This window comes from Actinosynnema mirum DSM 43827 (genome assembly GCF_000023245.1).
GTDB classification, from domain to species: Bacteria; Actinomycetota; Actinomycetes; order Mycobacteriales; family Pseudonocardiaceae; genus Actinosynnema; species Actinosynnema mirum.
Genome location: NC_013093.1, coordinates 3,530,770 through 3,550,918, shown reverse-complemented (window position 1 = coordinate 3,550,918; position 20,149 = coordinate 3,530,770). Strand labels below are relative to the sequence as shown.

General features: G+C 76.0%; 18 protein-coding genes and 1 pseudogene. 6 read left to right on the top strand and 13 right to left on the bottom strand.

The window, feature by feature from the left end:
* Positions 1 to 75: 75 nt before the first annotated feature.
* The 12 genes and pseudogenes from AMIR_RS42755 to AMIR_RS15315 all read right to left on the bottom strand — a co-directional run bounded on the left by AMIR_RS42755 (position 76) and on the right by AMIR_RS15315 (position 12,735).
* Positions 76 to 2,337 (bottom strand): hypothetical protein, encoded by a 2,262-nt coding sequence (locus AMIR_RS42755; RefSeq protein ID WP_015801878.1) that lies wholly within the window; start codon positions 2,335 to 2,337, stop codon positions 76 to 78.
* Positions 2,334 to 2,654: a hypothetical protein gene (locus AMIR_RS15360; protein ID WP_015801877.1), complete on the bottom strand. Its 321-nt coding sequence runs from the start codon at positions 2,652 to 2,654 to the stop codon at positions 2,334 to 2,336. The genes AMIR_RS42755 and AMIR_RS15360 overlap by 4 nt, the downstream gene beginning before the upstream one ends.
* Before the next feature lie 271 nt (positions 2,655 to 2,925).
* Positions 2,926 to 4,764 carry an asparagine synthase (glutamine-hydrolyzing) gene (gene asnB / locus AMIR_RS15355; RefSeq protein WP_015801876.1) on the bottom strand — a complete coding sequence of 613 codons (1,839 nt, stop codon included), beginning with the start codon at positions 4,762 to 4,764 and terminating at the stop codon, positions 2,926 to 2,928.
* A gap of 158 nt (positions 4,765 to 4,922) precedes the next feature.
* A complete protein-coding gene (locus AMIR_RS15350; protein WP_015801875.1) occupies positions 4,923 to 5,561 on the bottom strand; it encodes an ABC transporter ATP-binding protein in 639 nt (212 codons plus the stop codon).
* Positions 5,558 to 6,367 carry an ATP-binding cassette domain-containing protein gene (locus tag AMIR_RS15345; protein WP_015801874.1) on the bottom strand — a complete coding sequence of 270 codons (810 nt, stop codon included), beginning with the start codon at positions 6,365 to 6,367 and terminating at the stop codon, positions 5,558 to 5,560. The genes AMIR_RS15350 and AMIR_RS15345 overlap by 4 nt, the downstream gene beginning before the upstream one ends.
* The gene (locus AMIR_RS15340; protein ID WP_015801873.1) at positions 6,364 to 7,194 is read right to left on the bottom strand and encodes an ABC transporter permease; all 831 of its coding nucleotides are present in this window, start codon (positions 7,192 to 7,194) and stop codon (positions 6,364 to 6,366) included. The genes AMIR_RS15345 and AMIR_RS15340 overlap by 4 nt, the downstream gene beginning before the upstream one ends.
* Positions 7,191 to 8,303, bottom strand: coding sequence for an ABC transporter permease (locus AMIR_RS15335; protein WP_015801872.1), 1,113 nt, complete (start codon positions 8,301 to 8,303; stop codon positions 7,191 to 7,193). The genes AMIR_RS15340 and AMIR_RS15335 overlap by 4 nt, the downstream gene beginning before the upstream one ends.
* Positions 8,297 to 9,898, bottom strand: a complete 1,602-nt coding sequence (locus AMIR_RS15330; RefSeq protein ID WP_118946364.1) for an ABC transporter substrate-binding protein — start codon at positions 9,896 to 9,898, stop codon at positions 8,297 to 8,299. Before AMIR_RS15330 ends, AMIR_RS15335 begins: the two co-directional genes overlap by 7 nt.
* Before the next feature lie 156 nt (positions 9,899 to 10,054).
* On the bottom strand, positions 10,055 to 10,843 hold the full coding sequence (locus AMIR_RS15325) for an SGNH/GDSL hydrolase family protein (protein WP_015801870.1): 789 nt from the start codon (positions 10,841 to 10,843) through the stop codon (positions 10,055 to 10,057).
* A 153-nt stretch (positions 10,844 to 10,996) separates the two neighbouring features.
* A complete protein-coding gene (locus AMIR_RS43060) occupies positions 10,997 to 11,230 on the bottom strand; it encodes a hypothetical protein (RefSeq protein WP_143760740.1) in 234 nt (77 codons plus the stop codon).
* A gap of 82 nt (positions 11,231 to 11,312) precedes the next feature.
* Positions 11,313 to 11,591: pseudogene (locus AMIR_RS43055) on the bottom strand (Cmx/CmrA family chloramphenicol efflux MFS transporter); the annotation flags it as partial.
* A gap of 229 nt (positions 11,592 to 11,820) precedes the next feature.
* Positions 11,821 to 12,735: an alpha/beta hydrolase fold domain-containing protein gene (locus AMIR_RS15315; protein WP_015801869.1), complete on the bottom strand. Its 915-nt coding sequence runs from the start codon at positions 12,733 to 12,735 to the stop codon at positions 11,821 to 11,823.
* Positions 12,736 to 12,926: 191 nt separating this feature from the next.
* Between AMIR_RS15315 and AMIR_RS15310 the strand changes: the two genes are divergently transcribed.
* Complete coding sequence (locus AMIR_RS15310; protein ID WP_015801868.1) at positions 12,927 to 13,580, top strand: biliverdin-producing heme oxygenase; 654 nt, start codon at positions 12,927 to 12,929, stop codon at positions 13,578 to 13,580.
* 124 nt (positions 13,581 to 13,704) lie between these two features.
* On the opposite strand, the gene AMIR_RS15305 is transcribed toward AMIR_RS15310, so the two are convergent.
* Positions 13,705 to 14,088, bottom strand: coding sequence for a hypothetical protein (locus AMIR_RS15305; RefSeq protein ID WP_015801867.1), 384 nt, complete (start codon positions 14,086 to 14,088; stop codon positions 13,705 to 13,707).
* A 254-nt stretch (positions 14,089 to 14,342) separates the two neighbouring features.
* On the opposite strand from AMIR_RS15305, the gene AMIR_RS15300 reads away from it, so the two are divergent.
* From AMIR_RS15300 to AMIR_RS15280, 5 genes are all read left to right on the top strand, one after another.
* Entirely contained in the window at positions 14,343 to 15,284 is a 942-nt protein-coding gene (locus AMIR_RS15300; RefSeq protein WP_015801866.1) for a helix-turn-helix domain-containing protein, read from the top strand.
* A 250-nt stretch (positions 15,285 to 15,534) separates the two neighbouring features.
* Positions 15,535 to 16,788 (top strand): cytochrome P450 family protein, encoded by a 1,254-nt coding sequence (locus tag AMIR_RS42750; protein ID WP_015801865.1) that lies wholly within the window; start codon positions 15,535 to 15,537, stop codon positions 16,786 to 16,788.
* 106 nt (positions 16,789 to 16,894) lie between these two features.
* Positions 16,895 to 17,257, top strand: coding sequence for a YidH family protein (locus AMIR_RS15290; RefSeq protein WP_015801864.1), 363 nt, complete (start codon positions 16,895 to 16,897; stop codon positions 17,255 to 17,257).
* A 6-nt stretch (positions 17,258 to 17,263) separates the two neighbouring features.
* Positions 17,264 to 17,602, top strand: coding sequence for a DUF202 domain-containing protein (locus tag AMIR_RS15285; protein ID WP_015801863.1), 339 nt, complete (start codon positions 17,264 to 17,266; stop codon positions 17,600 to 17,602).
* A 462-nt stretch (positions 17,603 to 18,064) separates the two neighbouring features.
* Positions 18,065 to 20,149 carry a sigma-70 family RNA polymerase sigma factor gene (locus AMIR_RS15280; protein ID WP_015801862.1) on the top strand — a complete coding sequence of 695 codons (2,085 nt, stop codon included), beginning with the start codon at positions 18,065 to 18,067 and terminating at the stop codon, positions 20,147 to 20,149.

Genomic DNA, 20,149 nt, shown 5'->3' with positions numbered 1-20,149 from the left:
TGGAGGTCGGGCAGCCCGGCGGTCCCGGTGCGGGGCTCGGCCGTCCGCCGCTCCGGGAGGCGCGGCGGGCGGGGGTCAGGCGGCGTGGAAGCGCAGGCTCGCGGCGATCGCGGCGAAGACCTCGCCGAAGCGGTCGGCCAGCTCGGTGTTCGGGGTGGTGAAGGACAGCACGGCGACCCGGTCGCTGTTCGGCAGGCGCAGGAAGTAGCGGCTGACCAGGGCGCGGTCCGGGGTGGGCAGGTCGGGTTCCGGCAGGTCGGGGGCGGGCAGGTCCGGGGCGGGCAGGTCGACCTCGGTGGTGGCCAGCAGCGCCACGCCCCCCGGCAGCTCGACCGAGGACACCGTGACCTCGCCCGCGCCGGGAGCGCGCTCGATCGACGCCCACACCTGCGCCAACCCGCCGACCGCAGGCGACACCGCGAGCAGCGCGCCCGCCGTGAGCGCGGGCGGGGCCAGGTCGCCGCCACCGGCCCAGACGGCGGCGAGGAGCGGTTCGGAGCCCTCGGAGAGCTTGCGCAGTTCGAGCGCCACCGGACCGGCGAGCTTGGCGACCCGCTCGGCCTCGGCCCGCTGCGCCCTGGCGGACAGGGCCGCGCTGGGCAGCGGGGCGTCCGAGCGGGGGTCGATCTCGATCCACCCGGCCGGGAGGCGCAGCGCCGCCGAGACCTTGCCCGCCGGGCGGGGCGGGGTGCGCTCCGCGACGGCGGGCAGGGCCGGGTTCTCGGCCGGGGACGGCTTGGCGGGGGTGGGCTCGGCGGAGGCGGACTTGGCCGCACCCCCCTTGGCGGCAGGCCCCTCAACGGCAGACCCGGCGGTCGCGGAACTGGCGGTCGCTGGCTCGGCGGCTGCGGGCTCGGCGAAGAGGGCCTCGGCCGCCAAGGGGGCGGCGGCCGAGGGTTCGGGGGCGAGCGGGGTCTGCTCGCGGGGTGGGAGCTGGTCGCGCAGGCGGGTGTCCAGGGACAGGACCTCGGCCAGCTCGTCGAGGTCGGCGCCGGGCGGGCGGATGCGGTCGCCGAGCAGGACCACGCCCGCCAGCGACTCGAACTCGGCCCAGTCGGCGAGGTCCTCGGGCGGCCCGGCGGGGCTCAGGAGGACGTCGGCGGTCAACCACTCCACGTCGATGGTCCCGGACAGCACGGGGTCCTCGGCGTCGCCCGCCGGGGTCGGGTCGGCGGCGCGGTGGCTGCCCACGCGCTCGACCGGCTCGGACTCCCCCGCCGCGACGGCGGGGAGCAGTGCCAGCGGGGCACGGGCGGCCGGGAGCTCGGGCACCACGCTCCCGGTGTCAGCGGGCCCGGCGGCATCCGGACCGGCGGCATCATCAGCGGCATCAGGATTGGTGTCGGCAGGCCCAGCGGCAGTGGGCTCGGTGGCGGGACGCCCAGCATCGGCGGGCTCGGTCTCCACAGCTGCGGCGTCGGTGGCGGCTGCGGAGGCGGTGGTGGTGGCCGCATCGGCATCGGCGTCGACCTCGGCGTCCGGGGCCGGCTCCCCCCGCGACAGCACCTGGAGCGCTCCCACCGCGGCGCGTGGCACGGCCGGCGCGTCCTCGACCCTCTCGCCGCCGCCCGTCGCCTCCCCGCCGCCCAACTCCCCCACCGCCGCCGGTTCCGCGCTCTCCAGCGCGCCGACCGCGAACTCGCCCACCGCGTGCTCCACCGCCTCGCGCAGCACCCCGGCGGCGACGCGGGCCGCCGTCTCGCGCAGGTTCCTGGCCTGCTCGGCCAGCTCCTTGGCCGCGCCGAGCCTGCGCGCGGCCTCCTCGCGCTCGGACTGCGCCAGCTTCGCCCGCTCCTGCGCCTGCTCGTGCTCGGCGCCCGCGACGCGCGCCAGCCGCTCCTCGGTCTCGATGCGCGAGCTCAGGTCGTCGGCGGCCTTGTCGTCGCCGACGAGGGTGGCGATGACGAGCTGGTTCTTGGCGTACCCGACCCGCTGCACGGCCTGCAGCGCCCGGTTGCCGTGCGCGGTGGCCTCGGCGTCGGCGGCACGGGCCCTGCGCCCGGCGTCGGCCTCCTCCTCGGCGGCCGAGGCGGCGCGGGCCTGGGCGAAACCGGCGCGGGCGCGGGCGGGGGCCAGCTCGGTCGCGTAGCCGGACAGCGCCTTGGCTGCGGTGGCGTGCGCGGTGACCAGGACGCCGAGGTCGGCGCAGACCCGTTCGAGCCTGCCCCGGAACCCGTCGGCGCCCGGCCACATGGACAGCACGTCGCCGACCGCGCGCAGCGCCGCGCGCACCGCGTCGGCCTCCTCGCCCGCCTCGGCGAGCGCGGCCGAGGCGCGGCGCACTCCGCCGGGGTCACCGGGCGCGGCGACACGCGCGAGCCTGGGCAGGGTGGTCACGGGGCACTCCGGCCGAGCAGCTGGGCGAGGGCGAGCGCGCCGTCGTGGTCGGCGCGCAGGCACTTGGCGGCGGAGGCGTCGAACGCGGCGGCGACGGCCTCCAGCTCCTCGCCGATCCGCTGCCTGCCCTCGGCGCACCGGGCGGTGAAGTCCTCCAGCGCGCCGGACACCAGGTCCGAGCCCGAGGTGGGCACGTCGAGCCGGGTGTCGGCGGGCTCGACGTCGAGGCGGGCGCGCAGCTCGCGCAGCCTCGCCGCGATGGCGGCCAGGACGTCGGGGTCGACCCCGAGAGCGGATTCGGTGCTGTGCTGCGACAAGGACCCTCCTCACGTACGAGCTGTGCATCGGCCATCCGGCACGCGGCGTTACCCCCGAGAAGTGCGGTCAGGTAAGGGAAATGGCGCAACGGCGGAACTCCGTCACCCGTTCGGTGGAAATTTCTGTTCCACCACAAGGGGAATCGGGGGCACGCGCGGGACCACTACCGGCGCGAAGCCCGGAAACCATTGGCGGACAAAGGTTTCCGGGCTCGCGGCGGGGTGTGTGTTGTTGCTCGCCGAAGATAGGGGTGACACGCGTGGCGCGGCCTCAGGACGCGAGCAGGCGCGGCCGGTAGAGGTCGAACCAGTGGCTCAAGTCCAGCACCCGGTCGAGGGCGAAGCGCTGCGCCGGGCCCACCCGCGCGGGGTCGGTCCCGACCAGCAGCCGCGCCCGCTCCCGGTCAACGAGGTCGAACACCGGGTGCCCCGGTTCGGCGAGCACCTGGGCGACCTGCCGCTGCAGGGCCGCGGCGTAACCGGGGTCCTGGGTCGACGGGTACGGGCTCTTCACGCGGTCGCGCACCGACGCGGGCAGCACGTGCGCGGTGGCGTGGCGCAGCAGGCTCTTCTCCCTGCCGTCGAAGGTCTTCAGCGCCCAGGGCGCGTTGTAGGCGTACTCGACCAGCCGGTGGTCGCAGAACGGGACGCGCACCTCCAGGCCCACGGCCATGGACATGCGGTCCTTGCGGTCCAGCAGCATCCGCACGAACCGGGTCAGGTGCAGGTGGCACACCACGCGCATCCGCGCCTCGCGCGCCGACTCGCCCTCCAGCGGCTCGACCCGCGCCACGGCCGCGCGGTACTCGTCCCGGACGTAGGAGCCCAGGTCCAGGCGTCGCATCAGGTCCGCCCGGTACGGGGAGGCCGCGCCGGAGCCCGACTCCCGGAACGCGACCATCCAGGGGAACCCGTCGACCTCGGCCGAGCCGTCGTGGAACCAGCGGTAGCCGCCGAACACCTCGTCCGCCGACTCCCCCGACAGCGCCACGGTCGAGTCCGCCCGGATCGCCTTGAACAGCAGGTGCAGCGACACATCCAGGTCCCCCGCGCCGGTGGGGGCGTCGCGCGCGGTGAGGACGGCGCGGCGGGTGTCCGGGTCGGTGAGGTGGGCCGGGTCGAGCAGGACGTCGTGGTGGTCGGACCCGACGAGCCCGACGACGTCGCGGACGTACGGCGCGTCCGGCGTGGGGCGCAGGTCGTCCGGGGCGAAGTTCTCCTCCTGGCCGGGGAAGTCGACGGAGAAGGTGCGGACCGGCTCGGTCAGCTCGGCCGCCGCGAGACCGGTGATGGCGCTGGAGTCCAGGCCGCCGGAGAGTAGGACGCAGCGGGGCACGTCGGCGACGAGCTGGCGGCGGACGGTGTCGGTGAGCAGCTCGCGGACGGTGGCGACGGTGGTGTCGCGGTCGTCGGCGTGCGGGGTGGTGCGCAGGGACCAGTAGGTGCGGGCGCGGATCCCGGAGCGGCTGACCGTGACGGTGGTTCCGGGCTCGACCGGGACGAGGTCCTTCCACAGCGACCAGCCGGGCCGCTGGGTGGGCAGGAGCAGCTCGCGCAGGCCGTCGTCGTCCACGGCGCGCTCCGCCAGCGGGTGGGCCAGGACCGCCTTGGGCTCGGAGCCGAACAGCACGCCGTCCGGGGTGGGGCGGTAGTAGAGGGGTTTGACGCCCATGCGGTCGCGGGCCAGCAGGAGGGTCCGGTCGCGGGAGTCCCAGACGGCGAAGGCGTACATGCCGTTGAGGTGCTCGACGACGCGCTCGCCCCACTCCAGGTAGCCGTGCAGGACGACCTCGGTGTCGCTGGCGGTGCGCCAGGTGTGGCCCAGGGCGGTCAGCTCGGCGCGCAGCTCGGCGTGGTTGTAGGTCTCGCCGCTGTAGACCAGGCAGAGGTCGCCGCGCGGGGTGGGCAGGACCATCGGCTGGCGACCGCCGGGCAGGTCGATGACGGCGAGCCTGCGGTGGCCGAGGGCGGCGTCCGGGTGCCACCAGGTCCCGGAGTCGTCCGGGCCTCGGCAGGCCATGGTGGCGGTCATCCCGGCCAGGGCGTCCCCGGCGCCGGGGCGCGTGGTGAGGTCGGAGTCGTGGGAGACCCACCCGGTGATGCCGCACATGGCCGCCTCCAGCCGGTTTGGTTAGCTACCACAAGCACTGGTGAGCCAGGTGTAACACCGGGAGGCGGGACTGTCTGCCCGTTTTGCACGCTCCGTCCGCCGTGCGCGCGGACACCACTCGGACGGGCGCAGGAGGCCACCCGTCCGAGGGCGTGGGATCACCGAGCGGGTTCGGCCTGCAGCGCGGCCAGGTCGACCACCCGGTCCGCGACGGCGTCGAGCAGCGGCCGGTCGTGCGAGACCGCCAGCACGCCGATCCGGTCCGCCCGCACCCGCTCCAGCAGCAGCCGCCAGATCACCGCCTGGGTGATCGCGTCCAGGCTCGCGGTGATCTCGTCGGCCACCAGGTAGCGCGGCGAGGTCAGCAGCGCGCGGGCCAGGTTCACCCGCTGGGCCTCGCCGCCGCTGATCTCGTGCGGGAACCGGTCCAGCAGGGCGGGCGGCACCAGCACCGGGTCCAGCGCGGCGACCTCAGCGCCACCGCCCGGCGCGGTCTCCGCCAGCACCTCGGACACCCGCCACCGGGGGTCCATCGCCGAGTGCGCGTCCTGGAAGGCGAGCTGCACCGGGTTCGGCACGCCCTCGCCGGGCCGGGGCGCGGCGCCGTCCGCCTCCACCACGCCACGACGCGGCCGGTCCAGCCCCGCGAGCAGCCTGCCGAGCGTGCTCTTGCCCGACCCGCTCGCCCCGTGCAAGCCGACCACCTCGCCGGGCTCGACGTCCAGGTCGACGCCGCGCACCACCCACGGCCCGGTCCGGCCGTACCGGAACCACACGTCCCGCGCGCGCAGGCTCACCGCTCCCCCTCCAGCTCACCGGGCACGTGGAAACCGTTGGCGGGCAGCGCGTTCCACAGCGCCCGCGTGTACGGGTGCGCCAGCGCCCCGCCGTCGCCCCGGAAGTCCGCGGGGTCGGCCTCGTCCACGGTCCGCCCGTCGCGGCAGATCACCACCCGGTCGGCGATCTCCAGCGCCCCGGTCAGCTCGTGCGTGATCAGCACGACCGCGCGGCCCTCGTCGGCGACCCGGCGCAGGTCGGCCAGCACCGCGCGCACCGACTCCGGCGGCAGGCCGGGCGTCGGCTCGTCGGCCAGCACCAGCGCCGGGTCGGCCATGAGCGCCATCGCGGCCAGCGCCCGGCGCGCCATGCCGCCGGACAGCTGGTGCGGGTGCAGCCGCGCCACCTCCGGCCCCAGCCCGCGCGAGGCCAGCGCCTCCAGCGCCGCCGCCCTCGGGTCGGCCGCGCCCGCCAGCCTCGCCGAGCGGCGCACCTGCTTGCCCACGGGCGTCACCGGGTCCAGGAAGGAGGCGGCCTGCGGCAGCAGCGCGAGCTCCCGACCGGCCAGCGCGCGCCGCGCGTCCGGGCTCACGACCTCACCGGCGAAGCGCACCTCGCCGCTCTCCTCGGCGTTGGGCGGCAGCATCCCCAGCACGGCGTGCGCCAGCAGCGTCTTGCCCGCCCCGCTCGCGCCGACCAGCGCCACCACCTCGCCCCGGTCGGCGCGCAGGTCCATGCCCGACAGCGCCACCACGGTCCGGCGGCGCAGCCCGCGCTCGTACTGGCCGAACCGCACGCCCAGCGCGTCGATCTCCAGCAGGCTCACAGGTGGTGGCTCCTCGGGTCCAGCAGCGCGCGCAGGTGCTCGCCGACGCCGTCCACGGCCTTCACGACCAGCAGCAGGCACGCGCCGGGCAGCAGCGCCAGCCACCACGCGCCCGCCGACAGGAACCGCATCGACTCCGACAGCAGCACCCCGATCGACGGCTGCGCCGGGTCCACGCCCATGCCCAGGAACGACAGGGCCGCCTCGTGCAGGATCGCGTGCGGGAACAGCAGCACCAGGCCGACCAGGAACTGCCCGGTCAGGTGACCGGCGACGTGCTTGCGCGCGATCCACCACCGGCTGCGCCCGAGCTGGGTGGCCACGAGCGCGTAGTTCGAGCCGACCACTCCGCGCGCCCGCCCGCGCAGCACGCGGGTCAGGGTCGGCCAGTGGGTCAGGGCGACGGCGAGGATGACCGAGCCGGTGCCGCCGCCGAGCGCGAACGCCAGCAGGATCAGCAGCACCAGGTGCGGCAGGGCCAGGAACAGGTCGACCAGCCAGCCCACGGCCGCGTCGGCGCGCCTGCCGCCGACCGTGGCCAGGCACGCCAGCACCAGGGCGACCAGCGCGGAGATCGCCGCCGCGCAGGTGCCGACCAGCAGGCTCAACCGCAGCCCGGACAGGGTCCTGGCCAGCACGTCGCGGCCCAGCCAGTCGGTGCCGAACCAGTGCGCGGCGGACGGCGGCTGGTTGCGCTGGGACAGCGCGGTGGTCTGCGCGGCGTCGCCGGCCAGGGAGCCCGCGACCAGCACGGCCGCGACGACCAGCAGGGAGCAGCCCAGCAGCACCAGGGTCCGGGTGCGGCGGTCGGCGGTCAGGGCGCTCACCGCTCACCGGCCCGGAGCGCGACCCTCGGGTCGACGGCGGCGTGCACGCGGTCTCCGATCGTGTTGCCGACGAACACCAGCACGGCGGTGAACAGGGCGATGCCCAGCAGCAGCGGCACGTCCTGGGACATCGCCGCCTGCGTGGTCGCCGCCCCGAGTCCGGGGTAGGAGAACACCTGCTCGGCCAGCACCGAGCCGCCGAACAGCTCGCCGAGCGAGCCGAACTGGAGCAGCAGCGCGGGACCGGCGGCGTTGCGCAGCACCCGGTTCACGACCAGGCCGATCCCCCGGTCGCCCTGGGCGCGGGCGAACGCGACGTGGTCGGAGGCCAGCGCCTCGACGACGGCGTGCCGGGTGTGCAGCACGACGGGCGCGACGCCGACCACGCTCAGGGTCAGCGCGGGCAGCGCGAGGTGGCCGAGCCGGTCCAGCAGGGTGACCTCGGCGGCGGGCACGCCGATCGGCACCGCGCAGCACACCGGGGCCCAGTTCAGCGACACGGCGAAGACGTAGAGCAGCAGCAGGCCGACCCAGAACACCGGGGCGGACGCCAGCGTGTACGCCCACCAGGTGATCACCCGGTCGGTGGGCTTGCCGCGCCGGGCGCCCGCGAGGACGCCGAGGGCGAAGCCGAGCACCCCGGACAGCAGCCAGGCCAGCGCCATCAGGCCCAGGCTCGCGGTGAACCGGTCGCCGACGACCTCCAGCACGGGGCGGTTGAACGTCGGGGAGAACCCGAAGTCGCCCCGGACCAGGTTGCCCAGCCAGGACAGGAACCGCTGCGGCGCGGGCTCGTCGAGGCCCCAGCGCTGGGCGATCAGCTCGCGCTGCTCGGGGCCCAGGCGCGCCACGTCCGCGCCGACGTAGGCGCTCACCGGGTCCACCGGCGAGTTGACCATCAGCGTGAACGTGCCCGCGGCGACGGCGGCCAGCAGCAGCGCCAGGCGGCCGAGCTTGGCCACCACGCGCACCACCGGGGTGCGCGCGCCGCGCGAGCGGCCCTGGCGGGCGGCCTGCTCGTCGGGGCGGTCGATCCCGTCTCCGGGCTCCCCCGCCGCGCCGAGCTTGGCCGCGCCGCCGAGGCCGCCGGTCTCGTCCGGGTTCAGCAAGTCCAGCGCCAGGCGGCGATGTTCCAGGTGACCGGCCAGCCGTGGCCGTGCGGCTCGACCTGCTCGGGGCCGAGGTCCAGGCACTGGTTGGCGAAGTAGGTGTGCTTGAGGTTGACCAGCCAGGCCCACGCGGCGTCGCCCTGCGCGGAGAAGCCCTGCGCCCCGTCGAACTGGGCGGCCTTCCACTCGCGGGTGGCGACCTCGGGGTCGGTGGTGGCCATCGCGGCGTCCAGGTGCGCGTCCACCGCCGGGTTGGCGTAGAAGCCGGGGTTCCACAGCTCGACGCCCGCGCGGGCCGACGAGTACAGGGTGTGCATCTCGGTCGGGTCGTGGCTGCCCCAGCCGAACAGGACCGGCTCGGCGTGCATCCGGGTGCGGATGACCTCCCAGCTCTCGCCCTGCGCGGAGACCGCGATCCCGATCGGCTTGAGCATGTCGACCACGGCCAGCGCCAGGCCCTGGCGCAGCGAGTCGCTGGCCGGGTAGAGCAGGGGGAACTCGGCCTTCACACCCGCGCGCTCGCGCACGCCGTCACCGTCCGGGTCGGTCCAGCCCGCCTCGTCCAGGAGCTTCTTGGCGCGCTCCGGGTCGTTGTCCTCGATCGCGGCGGACGGCTCGAACCACGGCATCCCGTCGACCGGGCCGGTGGCGGGGCTGCCGAAGCCGTCGAGCACGCCGTCGACCAGCGCCTGCCGGTCCAGCGCGTAGTTCACGGCCTGGCGCACGGCGCGGTCCGAGGTGACGGCGTTGCCGATCGGGCGTCCCTCGGCGGTGGTGCGGCCCTCGGCGGGCAGGTACGGGAACGAGATGCCCCGGTTGTCCACCGAGTCCACGTCCCGCAGCGCCATGCCGGGCAGCCCGGTCCTGGCCAGCGACGACGGCAGCGAGGCCACGTGGACCTGCCCGGAGCGGGCGGCGGCCAGGGTGGCGTCCTCGCCGGTGAACACGAACACGACGCGCTCGAACGCGGGCTTCTGCCCGTAGTAGGCGTCGTTGCGCTTGACGATGAGCTGCTGGCCCTCGTCCCACTGCTCCAGCACGAACGGCCCGGACCCGACCGGCTCGCGCGCGTAGTCGGCGCCGTGCGCGTGCTCGGGGACGATGCCCAGCGACACCAGGCGGTTGACGAACGTGCTCTGCGGCTGGGTCAGGCGCAGCTCGACGGTGTCCTCGTCGACGACGACCGCCTCCTTGAGCACGGTCACGTCGGTGAGGCCGCCGCTCTTGGCGGCGGTGGTGAAGGTGTAGGCGACGTCCTTCGCGGTGACCGGCTGCCCGTCGCTGAACTTCGCGTCGGCCCGCAGGTCGACCGTCCACACCAGACCGTCCGGGCTCACCGAGTGGCCGGTGGCCAGGTCGTTGGTCAGGTTCAGGTCGGCGTCCCTGCCGAGCAGGGTCGACTGGAACAGCGGGGAGCCGTAGCGGCCCCAGCCGAGCGTCGGGTCGTAGCCGTCCTCGGACTCGCCGCCGATGGCCAGCCGCAGCTCGGTCGGCGCGGGGCCGCCCTGCGCGGTGGGCGAGGTCGAGCACGCCGTGGTCAGCAGGGTGGCGGAGAGCAGAGCTCCCGCCGTTCGGGCCCAAGCAGGTACGCGCACGTTCCGCCCCTCGTCGTCCTTGTTGCCCGCTATTCGTAACAAGCAAGGGTGTGCGACAACAAACCGTGAGAGCCAGTTCACAGCGCGCGGTCGGCGCGGGGGCGTTCGGGTGAGGCGGGAGGGCGGCGCCGATGGCGCCGCCCTCCCCCGCGCAGGTCAGAGCTTGGGCACCGGGGACCACACCGCGCCCTTGGCGGTGCGGTTGTCGCCGGAGGAGCGACCGCCGAGCCTGCGGCCCAGCCACGGCAGGACGTGCTCGCGGTAGTAGCGCAGCTCGTGGAGCAGGCCGCGCGAGCGCTCGTCGGCGTCCGGGGCGACGATCTCGGCCTCGGTGTGGTGCCCGAGCGCGCTGAGGATCAGCGCGGCGGCCCTGCGGTGACCTGCGGCGTTGAGGTGCAGGCGGTCCGGGGCCCAGTAGGCGGGGCGGCGGATCTCGGCGTCGTTGAAGATGTCGACCAGCACCAGGTTCGGCCGGTCGCGCAGCGGGGTGACGGCCCTGGTCAGCTCGCTGCCGCGGCGGTCGATGACGCCGCCGAACGGCAGGCCCGCGCCGGGGTTCGGGCCGCTGATCAGGATCAGCCGGACGTCCTCCTCGGCGCAGCGGCGCACGACGCGCTCGATCAGCGCGAGCACCTTGGAGGTGTCCATGCCGGGGCGCATCATGTCGTTGCCGCCGCCGTTGAACGAGAGCAGCGTGGGCTTGAGCGCGAGGGCAGCCTCGAGCTGCTCGGTGGCGATGGGGGTGATCAACCTGCCCCGGATGGCGAGGTTGGCGTACTCGACCTCCTCGTCGGGCAGCGCCGTCGCGAGCCCCTGGGCGACCAGGTCGGCCCAGCCCCGGACGGTCCCGTCCGGCAGTTCGTCACCGACGCCCTCGGTGAAGCTGTCACCGATCGCCACGTACTTCATCAGCCGCTCCCGCTCCCGTTCTTGAACCTCGGGCATCGTGCCACGCGCCTCCGGTTAGCGGAGGCCGACCCTCCGGTCGGTCGGGTGGGATGCGTTGGGGGACGGGCGGAACGGGTGATTCGTGGGGGTTTGGGGTGGCCGGGTCGTCGGGTGACGACCCGGCCCCTCGGCGGTTCAAAGGCGGGGGTCTCAGGCGCGGGTGGCCGCCAGGCGGCGTGAGCCGCACACCAGCGCGCCACCGGTGAGGGCGGCGCTGACGAGCAGCGTGGCCCGAGCGCCCTCGGCCAGCGCGACGCCGCCACCGGCGGGGACCGAGCGCAGGACCGCGACCAGGGCGGGCGCGGTGAGCAGGGCGACGGCCCGGAACGCGGACCGCCAGCCCCACAGGTCGCCGAGCAGCGCGCCCGCCGGGACGCCCACCACGCAGGCGGTGGTGGCGCCCCCCCAGCAGGGTCGCGGTGGCCCGCCCCTGGGCGCCGGGACCCGCGAGCCGCGCGGCGGTCCCGAGCGCGACGGCCAGGAACCCGGCGGTGGCGAGCGCGGCGACCACCCTGGTGGCCAGCAGCACCGCGACACCGGGGGCGAGGGCGCCCAGCACGTGGGCCGGCAGGAACGCGGTCAGGAACGCGGTCAGCGCCCGGCGGGGCGGCCAGCGCAGGCTCAGCGCGGCGGCGAGCGGCGCGCCCAGCACCATCCCCGGGGCGAACCCCGAGGTCAGGACGCCCGCGGCGGCGAGCGGGACGTCGAGGTCGGCGGCCAGGGGGTGGACCAGGCCGGACAGCATGAACTCGGAGGCGGCCCGGGCGAACACGGCCAGCGCGAGGACGTGGACGGCAGGAGGCATGGGAGAGGGCTCCGCGACACCGGCCGGACGCGACGGGCGCCCGGCGAGGAAGTCCCCGGCCGGGACGGCGGGGGGCGCGGTGCGGTGCGCGGCGGCGCCCGCGACGGTGGCGCACGCTCGCCGCGCCGCCGCGGCCCAGCACGGCCCAGTCCGCGCAGGCCCACGCTCCTCAGCCCCCGCCCACCGCCCTGCGGACGTGCCCGGCGATGCGGGCGTAGACCGCGTCCACGACCTCGCGGGGCGCGCCGCCCCGGAAGTTGTAGCCGTGGTCGTACCCGCGCACCTCGTGGTGCTCGGCCAGCGCGCCCGCCGCGTCCAGGGCCCGCGCGTACGCCACGCCCTCGTCGCGCAGCCGGTCGTGCTCGCAGGTGATCACCACCGCCGGGGCGATGCCCTCGACGCCCACCGCGTTGTCGCCCCACGCGGGCGAGGCCAGCCGGTCGCGCCGCACCTCGGGGTCGGGGATGTAGGCGGTGTCGAACACCTCGGCCATCCACGGGCGCAGCATCGACCTCGGCCCGGCCAGCCGCTTGTCCTTGCCGGGCGTGACCAGGTCGAGCGGCGCGTAGTGCAGCACCTGGAGCGCGACGGCCGGTCCACCCCGCTCCAGCGCCAGCCGCGCCGCGCCCGCCGCGAGCGAGCCGCCCGCGCTCTGCCCGCCCACGCACAGCCGTGAGCCGTCCCAGTCGCGGTCCGGCCCGGCGGCCCAGGCGAGGACGTCGTAGGTCTGCTCGACCGGCACCGGGAAGCGGTGCTCGGGGCTGGTGGCGTAGTCCGCGTTGAGCACGACCACGCCGGTCTCGGCGGCCAGGTAGCGGCACCACGAGTCGTCCTGGCCGGGGTAGCCGATGGCGAAGCCGCCGCCGTGCAGGTTCAGGTACACCCCCGAACCGGCCGGGGCCACGTCGGCGGGCGGGTGGTAGACCGCGCAGGGCACGTCCCCGTGCCGGGTGGGCACGACGACCTGGCCGACCCGGCCGCGCGCGCCCAGGTACGGGGTGGCGGGGTCGCCGCGCGGGGTCATGAACGACTTGAGCCTCCTGGCCACCGCGTCGGCGACGGCGGGGCGGGACAGCAGGGACACGCGACCTCCTCGGGGTTCCAGGTCGATCCTGCACCCCGCGCCCGACGTGCGCGGAGAGTGGTCGCGCAATTGCTCCCTGCGCGCGAAGTTTGCGTTTCACCCTCTGGACGACGCCTTATTAGGCTTGCCTAACTTGATCGTGCGCCCTAGGGTCGGAGATCACCGCAGCGCGCCGACCCCAGGAGCCGCAGATGGACACCGCGACCCCCTTCTCAGCCGAGCTGCGCGCCGCCACCCGCAAGGAGCACGAGCGCGCCGAGCGGACCGGGTACATGGAGGCGCTCCTGGGCGAGCGCCTCGACCTCGGGGCGTACACCAGGCTCGCCGAGCAGTACTACTTCATCTACGGGGCGCTGGAGGAGCGGGCCGACGCGCTCGCCGACGACCCGATCGCCAGCCGGTTCACCGAGCCGGAGCTGCGCCGCGTCCCCGCGCTGGAGCAGGACCTGGCGCACCTGATCGGCCCGGACTGGCGGGAGCGGATCGCCCCGGTGCCCGCCACCGAGTCGTACGTGCGGCGCATCCGCGAGGCCGGGCGGTGGTCCGGCGGGTTCGTCGCCCACCACTACACCCGCTACCTCGGCGACGTCGCGGGCGGCCAGGTCATCCGGCGGCTGCTGGCCCAGCGGTACGGGCTGGTCGACGCGGGCGCCGCGTTCTACCGGTTCGACGTGGCCGGTGGCCTCCCCGGCTTCCGCAAGCGCTACCGCGACTCCCTGGACACCGCCGGGTGGAGCCAGGTCGAGCGGGAGCGGGTGATCGTGGAGACCTGCGTGGCGTTCGAGTGCAACGTGGCCGTGTTCAACGCGCTCGCCTCCGAGCTGGACCTGGGCAGCGCCGCCTGAGCCAGGGCCCCCGAACGGGCGCCGGTCGCGAACACCAGCCGCGGCCGGCGTCGTTCGCCCGCTTGCCGCCTTCCGCGCCGGAACCCCTTGGCGCGGAAGGCGGCAAGCGCTTTCAGCGGTCGGCTCAGCAGACGTAGTTGCTGCCGCCGCCCGGCAGCAGGTCGTCCCTGGTCCAGCCCTGGACGCCGGTGCGCCGGTTGCGCAGGTACGTCCACGTGTAGCCGTCGTTGCCGAGCGTGTAGCAGTAGTAGTCCAGCTGGTCGGACGGCTGGATCGAGCCGGGCGCGGTGCAGGACGTGGCGGACCCGGTGCGGATGCGCGCGCCGGAGCTGGCCCCGGTGATGGCGCTGATCGGGTCCCGGTTGGGCCGGGCGCCGCTGCCGCACGCGAAGTGCTGCGCCCCGAACTCGGCCTCGGCCTTCGGCGCGGCCTGCGCGGGGACCGCGAACAGCACGGCGGGCATCGAGACGGCGGCGACCGCGACGGCGGCCTTGGTGATTCCCCTCATCGTTTCCCCCTCGGTGGTCTGACTCGGTGGTGCGGGACCAAGGTGCCCGCCGCGACGCGGTGACCGCCACGGTTTTGCGCGCAGGCGCAAACCCCGGTCGGGACGGGCGCGCCGAGCTGCGGTGGAAGCGTTCTCGCCGACGTCCCTTCACCCTGGGCGCAAGCGCGCTCCCGACGGGGTGAACTCCTCCCGAACCTCCCACCCCGAGCCACCGGGGTGGCCAGGATGTCCTGGCGAGCAACAGAGGGGGAACTGTGTTGCGCATCGTCTTCACGACCGACGACCTGGTGGGGACCGTCGTGGCGAGCGGGTCGGAACCGCTGTGGGACGTGGTCCTGGCGTGCCGGAGGCTGCACGACCGGGACCGGCCCGCCGCGTTCCGGCGCTGGGCCGCCGAGACCCGCGCGCGGCTGCGGCCGGGGGACCGCGACCTGGCCGTGCTGCGCCTGCTCACGCCCGCGCCGGACCTGCTGACCCCGCCCGAGCAGGCGCACGGCCTGGCCGCCGGGCTGGACGCGGTGCGGGCCACCCCGCCGCGCAGGGCCAGGGCCGAGCTGGGTCGGTCGCGGCTGCCGGGACCGGTGGCGCACGGCGGGGCGGACGCGCTGGGCGAGCTGGCGGAGTGCCTGCGCAGGCTGCACGCCAAGCTCGTCGAGCCGCACGCGGGCGTGGTGGCCGAGAGCGCCGCCGCGGACCGGGCGCGGCGGGCCCGCGACCTGGTGGACGGCGGTGTGCACGCGCTGCTGTCCGGGCTGGGCCCGCACGTGCGGTGGCGGCCACCGGTGCTGGAGGTGGCGCACCGCGCCGAGCGGGAGGTGCGGCTCGCCGGGCGGGGGCTGCGGCTGGTGCCGTCGTACTTCTGCCGCACCCCGGTGACGCTGGCCGACCCGGAGCTGCCGCCGGTGCTGGTGCACCCCCTGGACGAGGGCGACCGGTGGAGCGGGGGCGCGGCGCCGGGGCTGGACGCGCTGCTCGGGCCGACCCGGTGCGCGGTGCTGGAGTGCTCGCGGGCCGGGGCGAGCACGACCGAGCTGGCGCGCCGGGTGGGCACGTCGGCGGCGTCGGCGAGCAGGCACGCGTCGGTGCTGCGGGAGGCGGGACTGCTGCGCACGAGCAGGCGACGCGGGCAGTCGCTGCACACCGCGACCGCGCTGGGCCGCTCGCTGCTGGCGGCGGCGGGCGAGCGGGGGCGGTGAAGCGGGGGAATTGTTGGGGCGTCCGGGGTTCGCGTTCGCGCGGGTTTCCGGAGCCCTGCTCCACCCGTGTGCCGCCGAACTGCCGGTAAGCGCTTTCCTGCATATCCGCGAACGGTTCCGGTCACCTTCCGGCGCCATTCCAGGCGAGCGGTGGCGCGTGGTCGGCCGATCGGCCCTCACGCCCGGACCTCGGGCGGCACTACCGTGAGCCCGGCCCCGCTCGTGCCGATCCCGCACCGGAGGCCCCACCATGACGGCTCACGACGAGACGGCCCAGCAGGAAGCGCCCCCCGAGGTCCGCCACGAGCACTCGCTCGCCGAACCCCTGCACGTGCTCGACCACACCACCCCCACGCACGAGGAGCACCGGCTGCTCAAGGAGATCGGGCCGCTTGTCCCGGTCGACGCGGACGGCGTGCGGGCCTGGGTGGCCACCACCGAGGAGACCGCCCGCGCCGTGCTGGACGTCCGGCCGCCGCTGTCCAAGCACCCCGACGAGTGGGCCGCCCTGCAGCGGGGCGAGGTGCCGCCGGACTGGACGCTGCTGCCGATGCTCACCGCGCACTCGATGATCAACCGCGACGGCGCCGAGCACCGCAGGCTGCGCGGGATCGCCGCCACCGGGTTCACCGCCAAGCGGGTCAAGGCGATGGAACCCCGCGTCACCGCGATCACCCGCCGGCTGCTGGACGACCTGGCCCCCGGCTCGCCCGTCGACCTGAAGGAGCGGTTCTGCCACCCGCTGCCGGTGATCGTGGTGTTCGAGCTGTTCGGCATCACCGGCCGGGACGAGCTGGACTGGTTCAGCGAGCGCTACGCCGCCCAGGTCGACGGTCGCTCCAGCGAGACGGCGCGGGTCACGGCGTCGGCGCAGGTGCGGGAGGCGCTCGGCGAGCTGGTGCGGCGCAGGCGGGCCGAACCGGCCGACGACCTGACCAGCGCCCTGGTCGAGGCGGGTGGGGGCGGCCGGTGCACCGACGAGGAGCTGGTCGGCACGCTGGACCTGCTCCTGCTGGCGGGCCACGAGACCACCGTGCACGCGCTGTCCAACACCGTGCACGCGCTGCTCACCCACCCGGTGCAGCTCGCGGCGGCGCTGGCGGGCGAGCACCCGTGGTCGCACGTGGCCGAGGTGGGGCTGCGCTGGAACGGGCCGGTGCGCGGGCTGCGGGCGCGCTACGCGGCGCAGGACCTGGTGGTGGCGGGCGCGCTGGTGCGGCGCGGCGAACCGATCCTGGTGTCGCTGGCGGGCGCGAACCGGGACGGCGCGCCGTTCGACCTGTCGCTGCCGCAGGGCGCCGGGCACATCGGGTTCGGGGTGGGCGCGCACTTCTGCCTCGGCGCGGCGCTGGCCAGGCAGGAGCTGGAGATCGCGCTGCGCGAGCTGTTCGGCCGCTTCCCGAGGCTGCGGCTGGCGGTGCCGGAGGCGCGGTTGCGGCTGCTGGGGTCGTCGGTGATCAACGGGCTGGAGGAGCTGCCGGTGCTGCTGGAACCGGGGGCCTGACGCCGGGGCGCGGTGCGCCGTCCGGGGCCCTCCGCCGCGCCGGACGGGGCACCCTGGCGTGGCATAGCATGGCGCCCGTGGAGCACAGCCCCGGCGAGGTCGCGGCGTGAGCCTGCGCCGCTTCCCGCGCGGGGTCTACGACCACGGCGCCGAACCCGACCCCCGGTTCACCCTGGCCAACGAGCGCACCTTCCTGGCCTGGATCAGGACCTCGCTGGCGCTCGTGGCGGGCGGGGTGGCGCTGGAGGCGCTGCACGTGCCGATCCACTCCGGGCTGCGGCTGGCCGCGTCCCTGGTGCTGCTGGCGCTGGGCCTGGTCGTGCCGCCGCTGGCCTGGCGGGGGTGGGCCGCCGCCGAGCGGGCGATGCGGCGCGGCGAGCCGCTGCCCTCGTCCGGGGTGCTGCTGCCGCTGGTGGTCGGGGTGGCGGCGGTGGCGCTGCTGCTGGTGCTGGGCACGGTCCTGCGGTGACCCGCCGTGGCTGAGCGCGCCCGGTTCGACCCCGGTCTGCAGCCCGAGCGGACCCTGCTGGCGTGGCGGCGCACCGTGCTCGCGGTGGCCGCGACGGCGCTGGTGTCGCTGCGGGTGCTGCCGCCGGTGCTGGGAGCGTGGTCGCTGGCCGTGGGGCCGGTGTTCCTGGTGGTGTGCGCGGCGCTGTGGGCGCTGGCGGAACGGCGCTCGGCCCGCGCCTACCGGGCGCTGCTGGCGCACGAGCACCCCGAGCTGCCGGGCGGGGGCGCGCTGCTCGGCCTCACCGCGCTGGTGGTGGCCGTCGCGCTGGTGGCCCTGGTGTGGACGCTGCCCGCGCACTCCTGAACCCCCGCAGGCCATCCCGAACCCGCGCGCGCCCGCGTGGCCCCCGGCGGACGCCCGGCCGCACCCCCGGCACCCGGCGGGCCGCCGCTCCCCCACCCGCCGGAGGGAGCCCCCGGCGCGCCGGGCAGCCGCCGCTCCTGACCCGGTCGGTCCACGCCCGCGCCCCACGCGCGTCCGGCCGCACCGCGCCGCACCCACCCGGCCGCACCGGTGCGCCCGCCCGCCGCCCCCTGCCCTTCCGGCGCGACGGCCACCCCGATCCGCCGATCGGACGTCCGCGCGCTGGGCCGTTCGCCCACCTCAGCCCCGTCCGGCGGGACGCACCACCCCCACGTCGCACGCCCGGCACGGGGGAAGTGCGCTCTTTACACCGATTCCGGCCCTGTGCCAGACTCCGCTCCCCCGCCACCCCGGCGCGTCGTGGCGCCGGGGGAGAGCAGCGGCGCACGGGAGGACTCAGGCGTGGATGCCCTCGTCGACGCCCAGGTGGTGCTGGCCGCCCAGGCGGGCGACCCCGACGCGGTGCGCGAGCTCGTCTCCTCGGCGCTGCCCCTGGTGCACAACGTGGTCGCGCGGGCGCTGCCCGGTGACGCCGACGCCGAGGACGTCGCGCAGGAGACCATGATCCGGGTGGTGCGGCACGTCGGCGACCTCAAGGACCCCGAGCGGTTCCGGGCCTGGCTGGTGACCACGACGATCCGGCAGGTGCGCGACCACGTGCGCGGGCGCCGCCCGGCGCTGCCGCTGGACGAGCTGCCCGAGACCGCCGCGCCCGGCCAGGACCTGGCCGAGCGCACCGCGAACCGGATGGGCCAGGTCGCCGAGTCGCGCGAGGTGCTGGACGCCACCCGCTGGCTCGCGCCCGCCGACCGGGAGCTGTTCTCCCTGTGGTGGCAGGAGGTCAACGGGCTGCTCTCGCGCGCCGAGGTCGCGGGCGCGCTGCGGCTGAGCGTGCCGCACACGGCGGTGCGGGTGCAGCGCATGAGGGAGCGGCTGCTGCTGGCGCGCACGGCGCTGCGCGCGTGGCGGGCCGTGCCGCGCTGCCCGGAGCTGTCCGCGTGCGGCGGCGTGGACGGCGGCGACCGGTGGTTCAAGCGCGCCACCAAGCACGTGCGCGGCTGCGCGCGCTGCCTGGACGTGGGCGCTCCGCGCTTCCCCGCCGAGTACTTCGCCGCGCAGGCCGGGCTGCTGCTCGTGCCCGCCGGGTTGCAGGCCGCGGTGTCCGCGCTGCCGCAGGGCGTCGCGCCCTCGGCGGGCGGGGCGCTCAAGGTGGTCGCCGGGTACGCCTCGGGCAAGCCGCTGGCCGCGGCGCTCCCCGCCGCCGGGCTGATCACCGCCGTCGCGCTCGCGGTGTACCTGATCCCGCTGCCGGGACAACCGGACCCGCCGACCGAGCTGACGCTCCCGACCGCGACCGGTCGGTCCACACCGGACACCCCGACCGGAACGCCGCCCGCGAGTTCCACCGCGCCGCCGACCACCGCCACCCCGATCAGCTTCTTCGTGTCCCCCAGGGGCAGCGACGGCGCGGCGGGCACCGAGCAGGACCCGTTCGCCACGCTCGGCCGGGCCGCCGCCGTGGCGCGCCCCGGTCAGACCATCTACCTCAAGGACGGCATCCACCGCCCCAACGAGGCCGTGGAGCTGACCGCCTCCGGCACGCCCGACAAGCCCATCACACTGGCCGCCGCGTCAGGCGACCACGTGATCCTGGACGCGAGCCAGGTCGGCGCGCGGCCGATGCTGACCGTGCGCGGCGCGCACTGGGTGGTGCGCGACCTGGAGGTCATCAAGGGCCCGGCGGGCGCGGTGGCCTGCGCCTCGTGCAGCGGCAGCACGTTCCAGCGGCTGTCCCTGCACGACAACCTGGGCGCCGGGCTCGCCTTCTCCGGCGCCGCGTCCGGGAACCTGGTGGTGGACGGCGACTTCCACCACAACCGGGACGCCGAGGGCCGGGAGGCGGACGGCCTCGCGTTCACCACCGGGTCCGGCGGGGGCAACGCCGTGCGCGGCTGCCGCGCCTACGACAACGTGGACGACGGCATCAGCCTCGGCGCCTTCGCAGGCAAGGTCACCCTGGACTCGAACTGGGCCTACGGCAACGGGATCAACCGCTGGGGCTTCCCGCGCGCCCTCGGCTCCGGGCACGGCTTCGACCTCGGCACGGGCGGCCCGCACGCGGTGCTGCGCAGCGCGGCGTGGAAGAACAACGGCGACGGGTTCACCAGCGCGGGCCGGGCCGGGCACGAGCTGTCCGGCAGCAGCGCGTTCCGCAACGCCGGTGACGGCTTCGCCCTGCGCGACGCCCCCGCCCGGCTGCGCGACAACCTGGCGCTGGGCAACCGCGAGCAGGCCCTGCTCGGCGACGGCGCGGTCGCGCGGGGCAACACCTGGAACGAGCAGGGCTGGGGCGGTGACGTGCTGCGCGAGGTCGACCCCGCCAGCGCCGAGGGCGAGCGCCGCGCCGACGGGTCGCTGCCCGCCACGTCGTTCCTGGTCAACACCAAGGACCCGAGGGTGGGCGCGCCGATGACCGGGGCCGGTTAG

Bases quoted from the DNA above. Each gene is read 5' to 3' on its own strand.
- AMIR_RS15305 (WP_015801867.1), bottom strand. From the start codon at position 14,088: ATGAGGGGAATCACCAAGGCCGCCGTCGCGGTCGCCGCCGTCTCGATG.
- AMIR_RS15310 (WP_015801868.1), top strand. From the start codon at position 12,927: ATGGACACCGCGACCCCCTTCTCAGCCGAGCTGCGCGCCGCCACCCGC.
- AMIR_RS15325 (WP_015801870.1), bottom strand. From the start codon at position 10,843: ATGCCCGAGGTTCAAGAACGGGAGCGGGAGCGGCTGATGAAGTACGTG.
- asnB (WP_015801876.1), bottom strand. From the start codon at position 4,764: ATGTGCGGCATCACCGGGTGGGTCTCCCACGACTCCGACCTCACCACG.
- AMIR_RS42750 (WP_015801865.1), top strand. From the start codon at position 15,535: ATGACGGCTCACGACGAGACGGCCCAGCAGGAAGCGCCCCCCGAGGTC.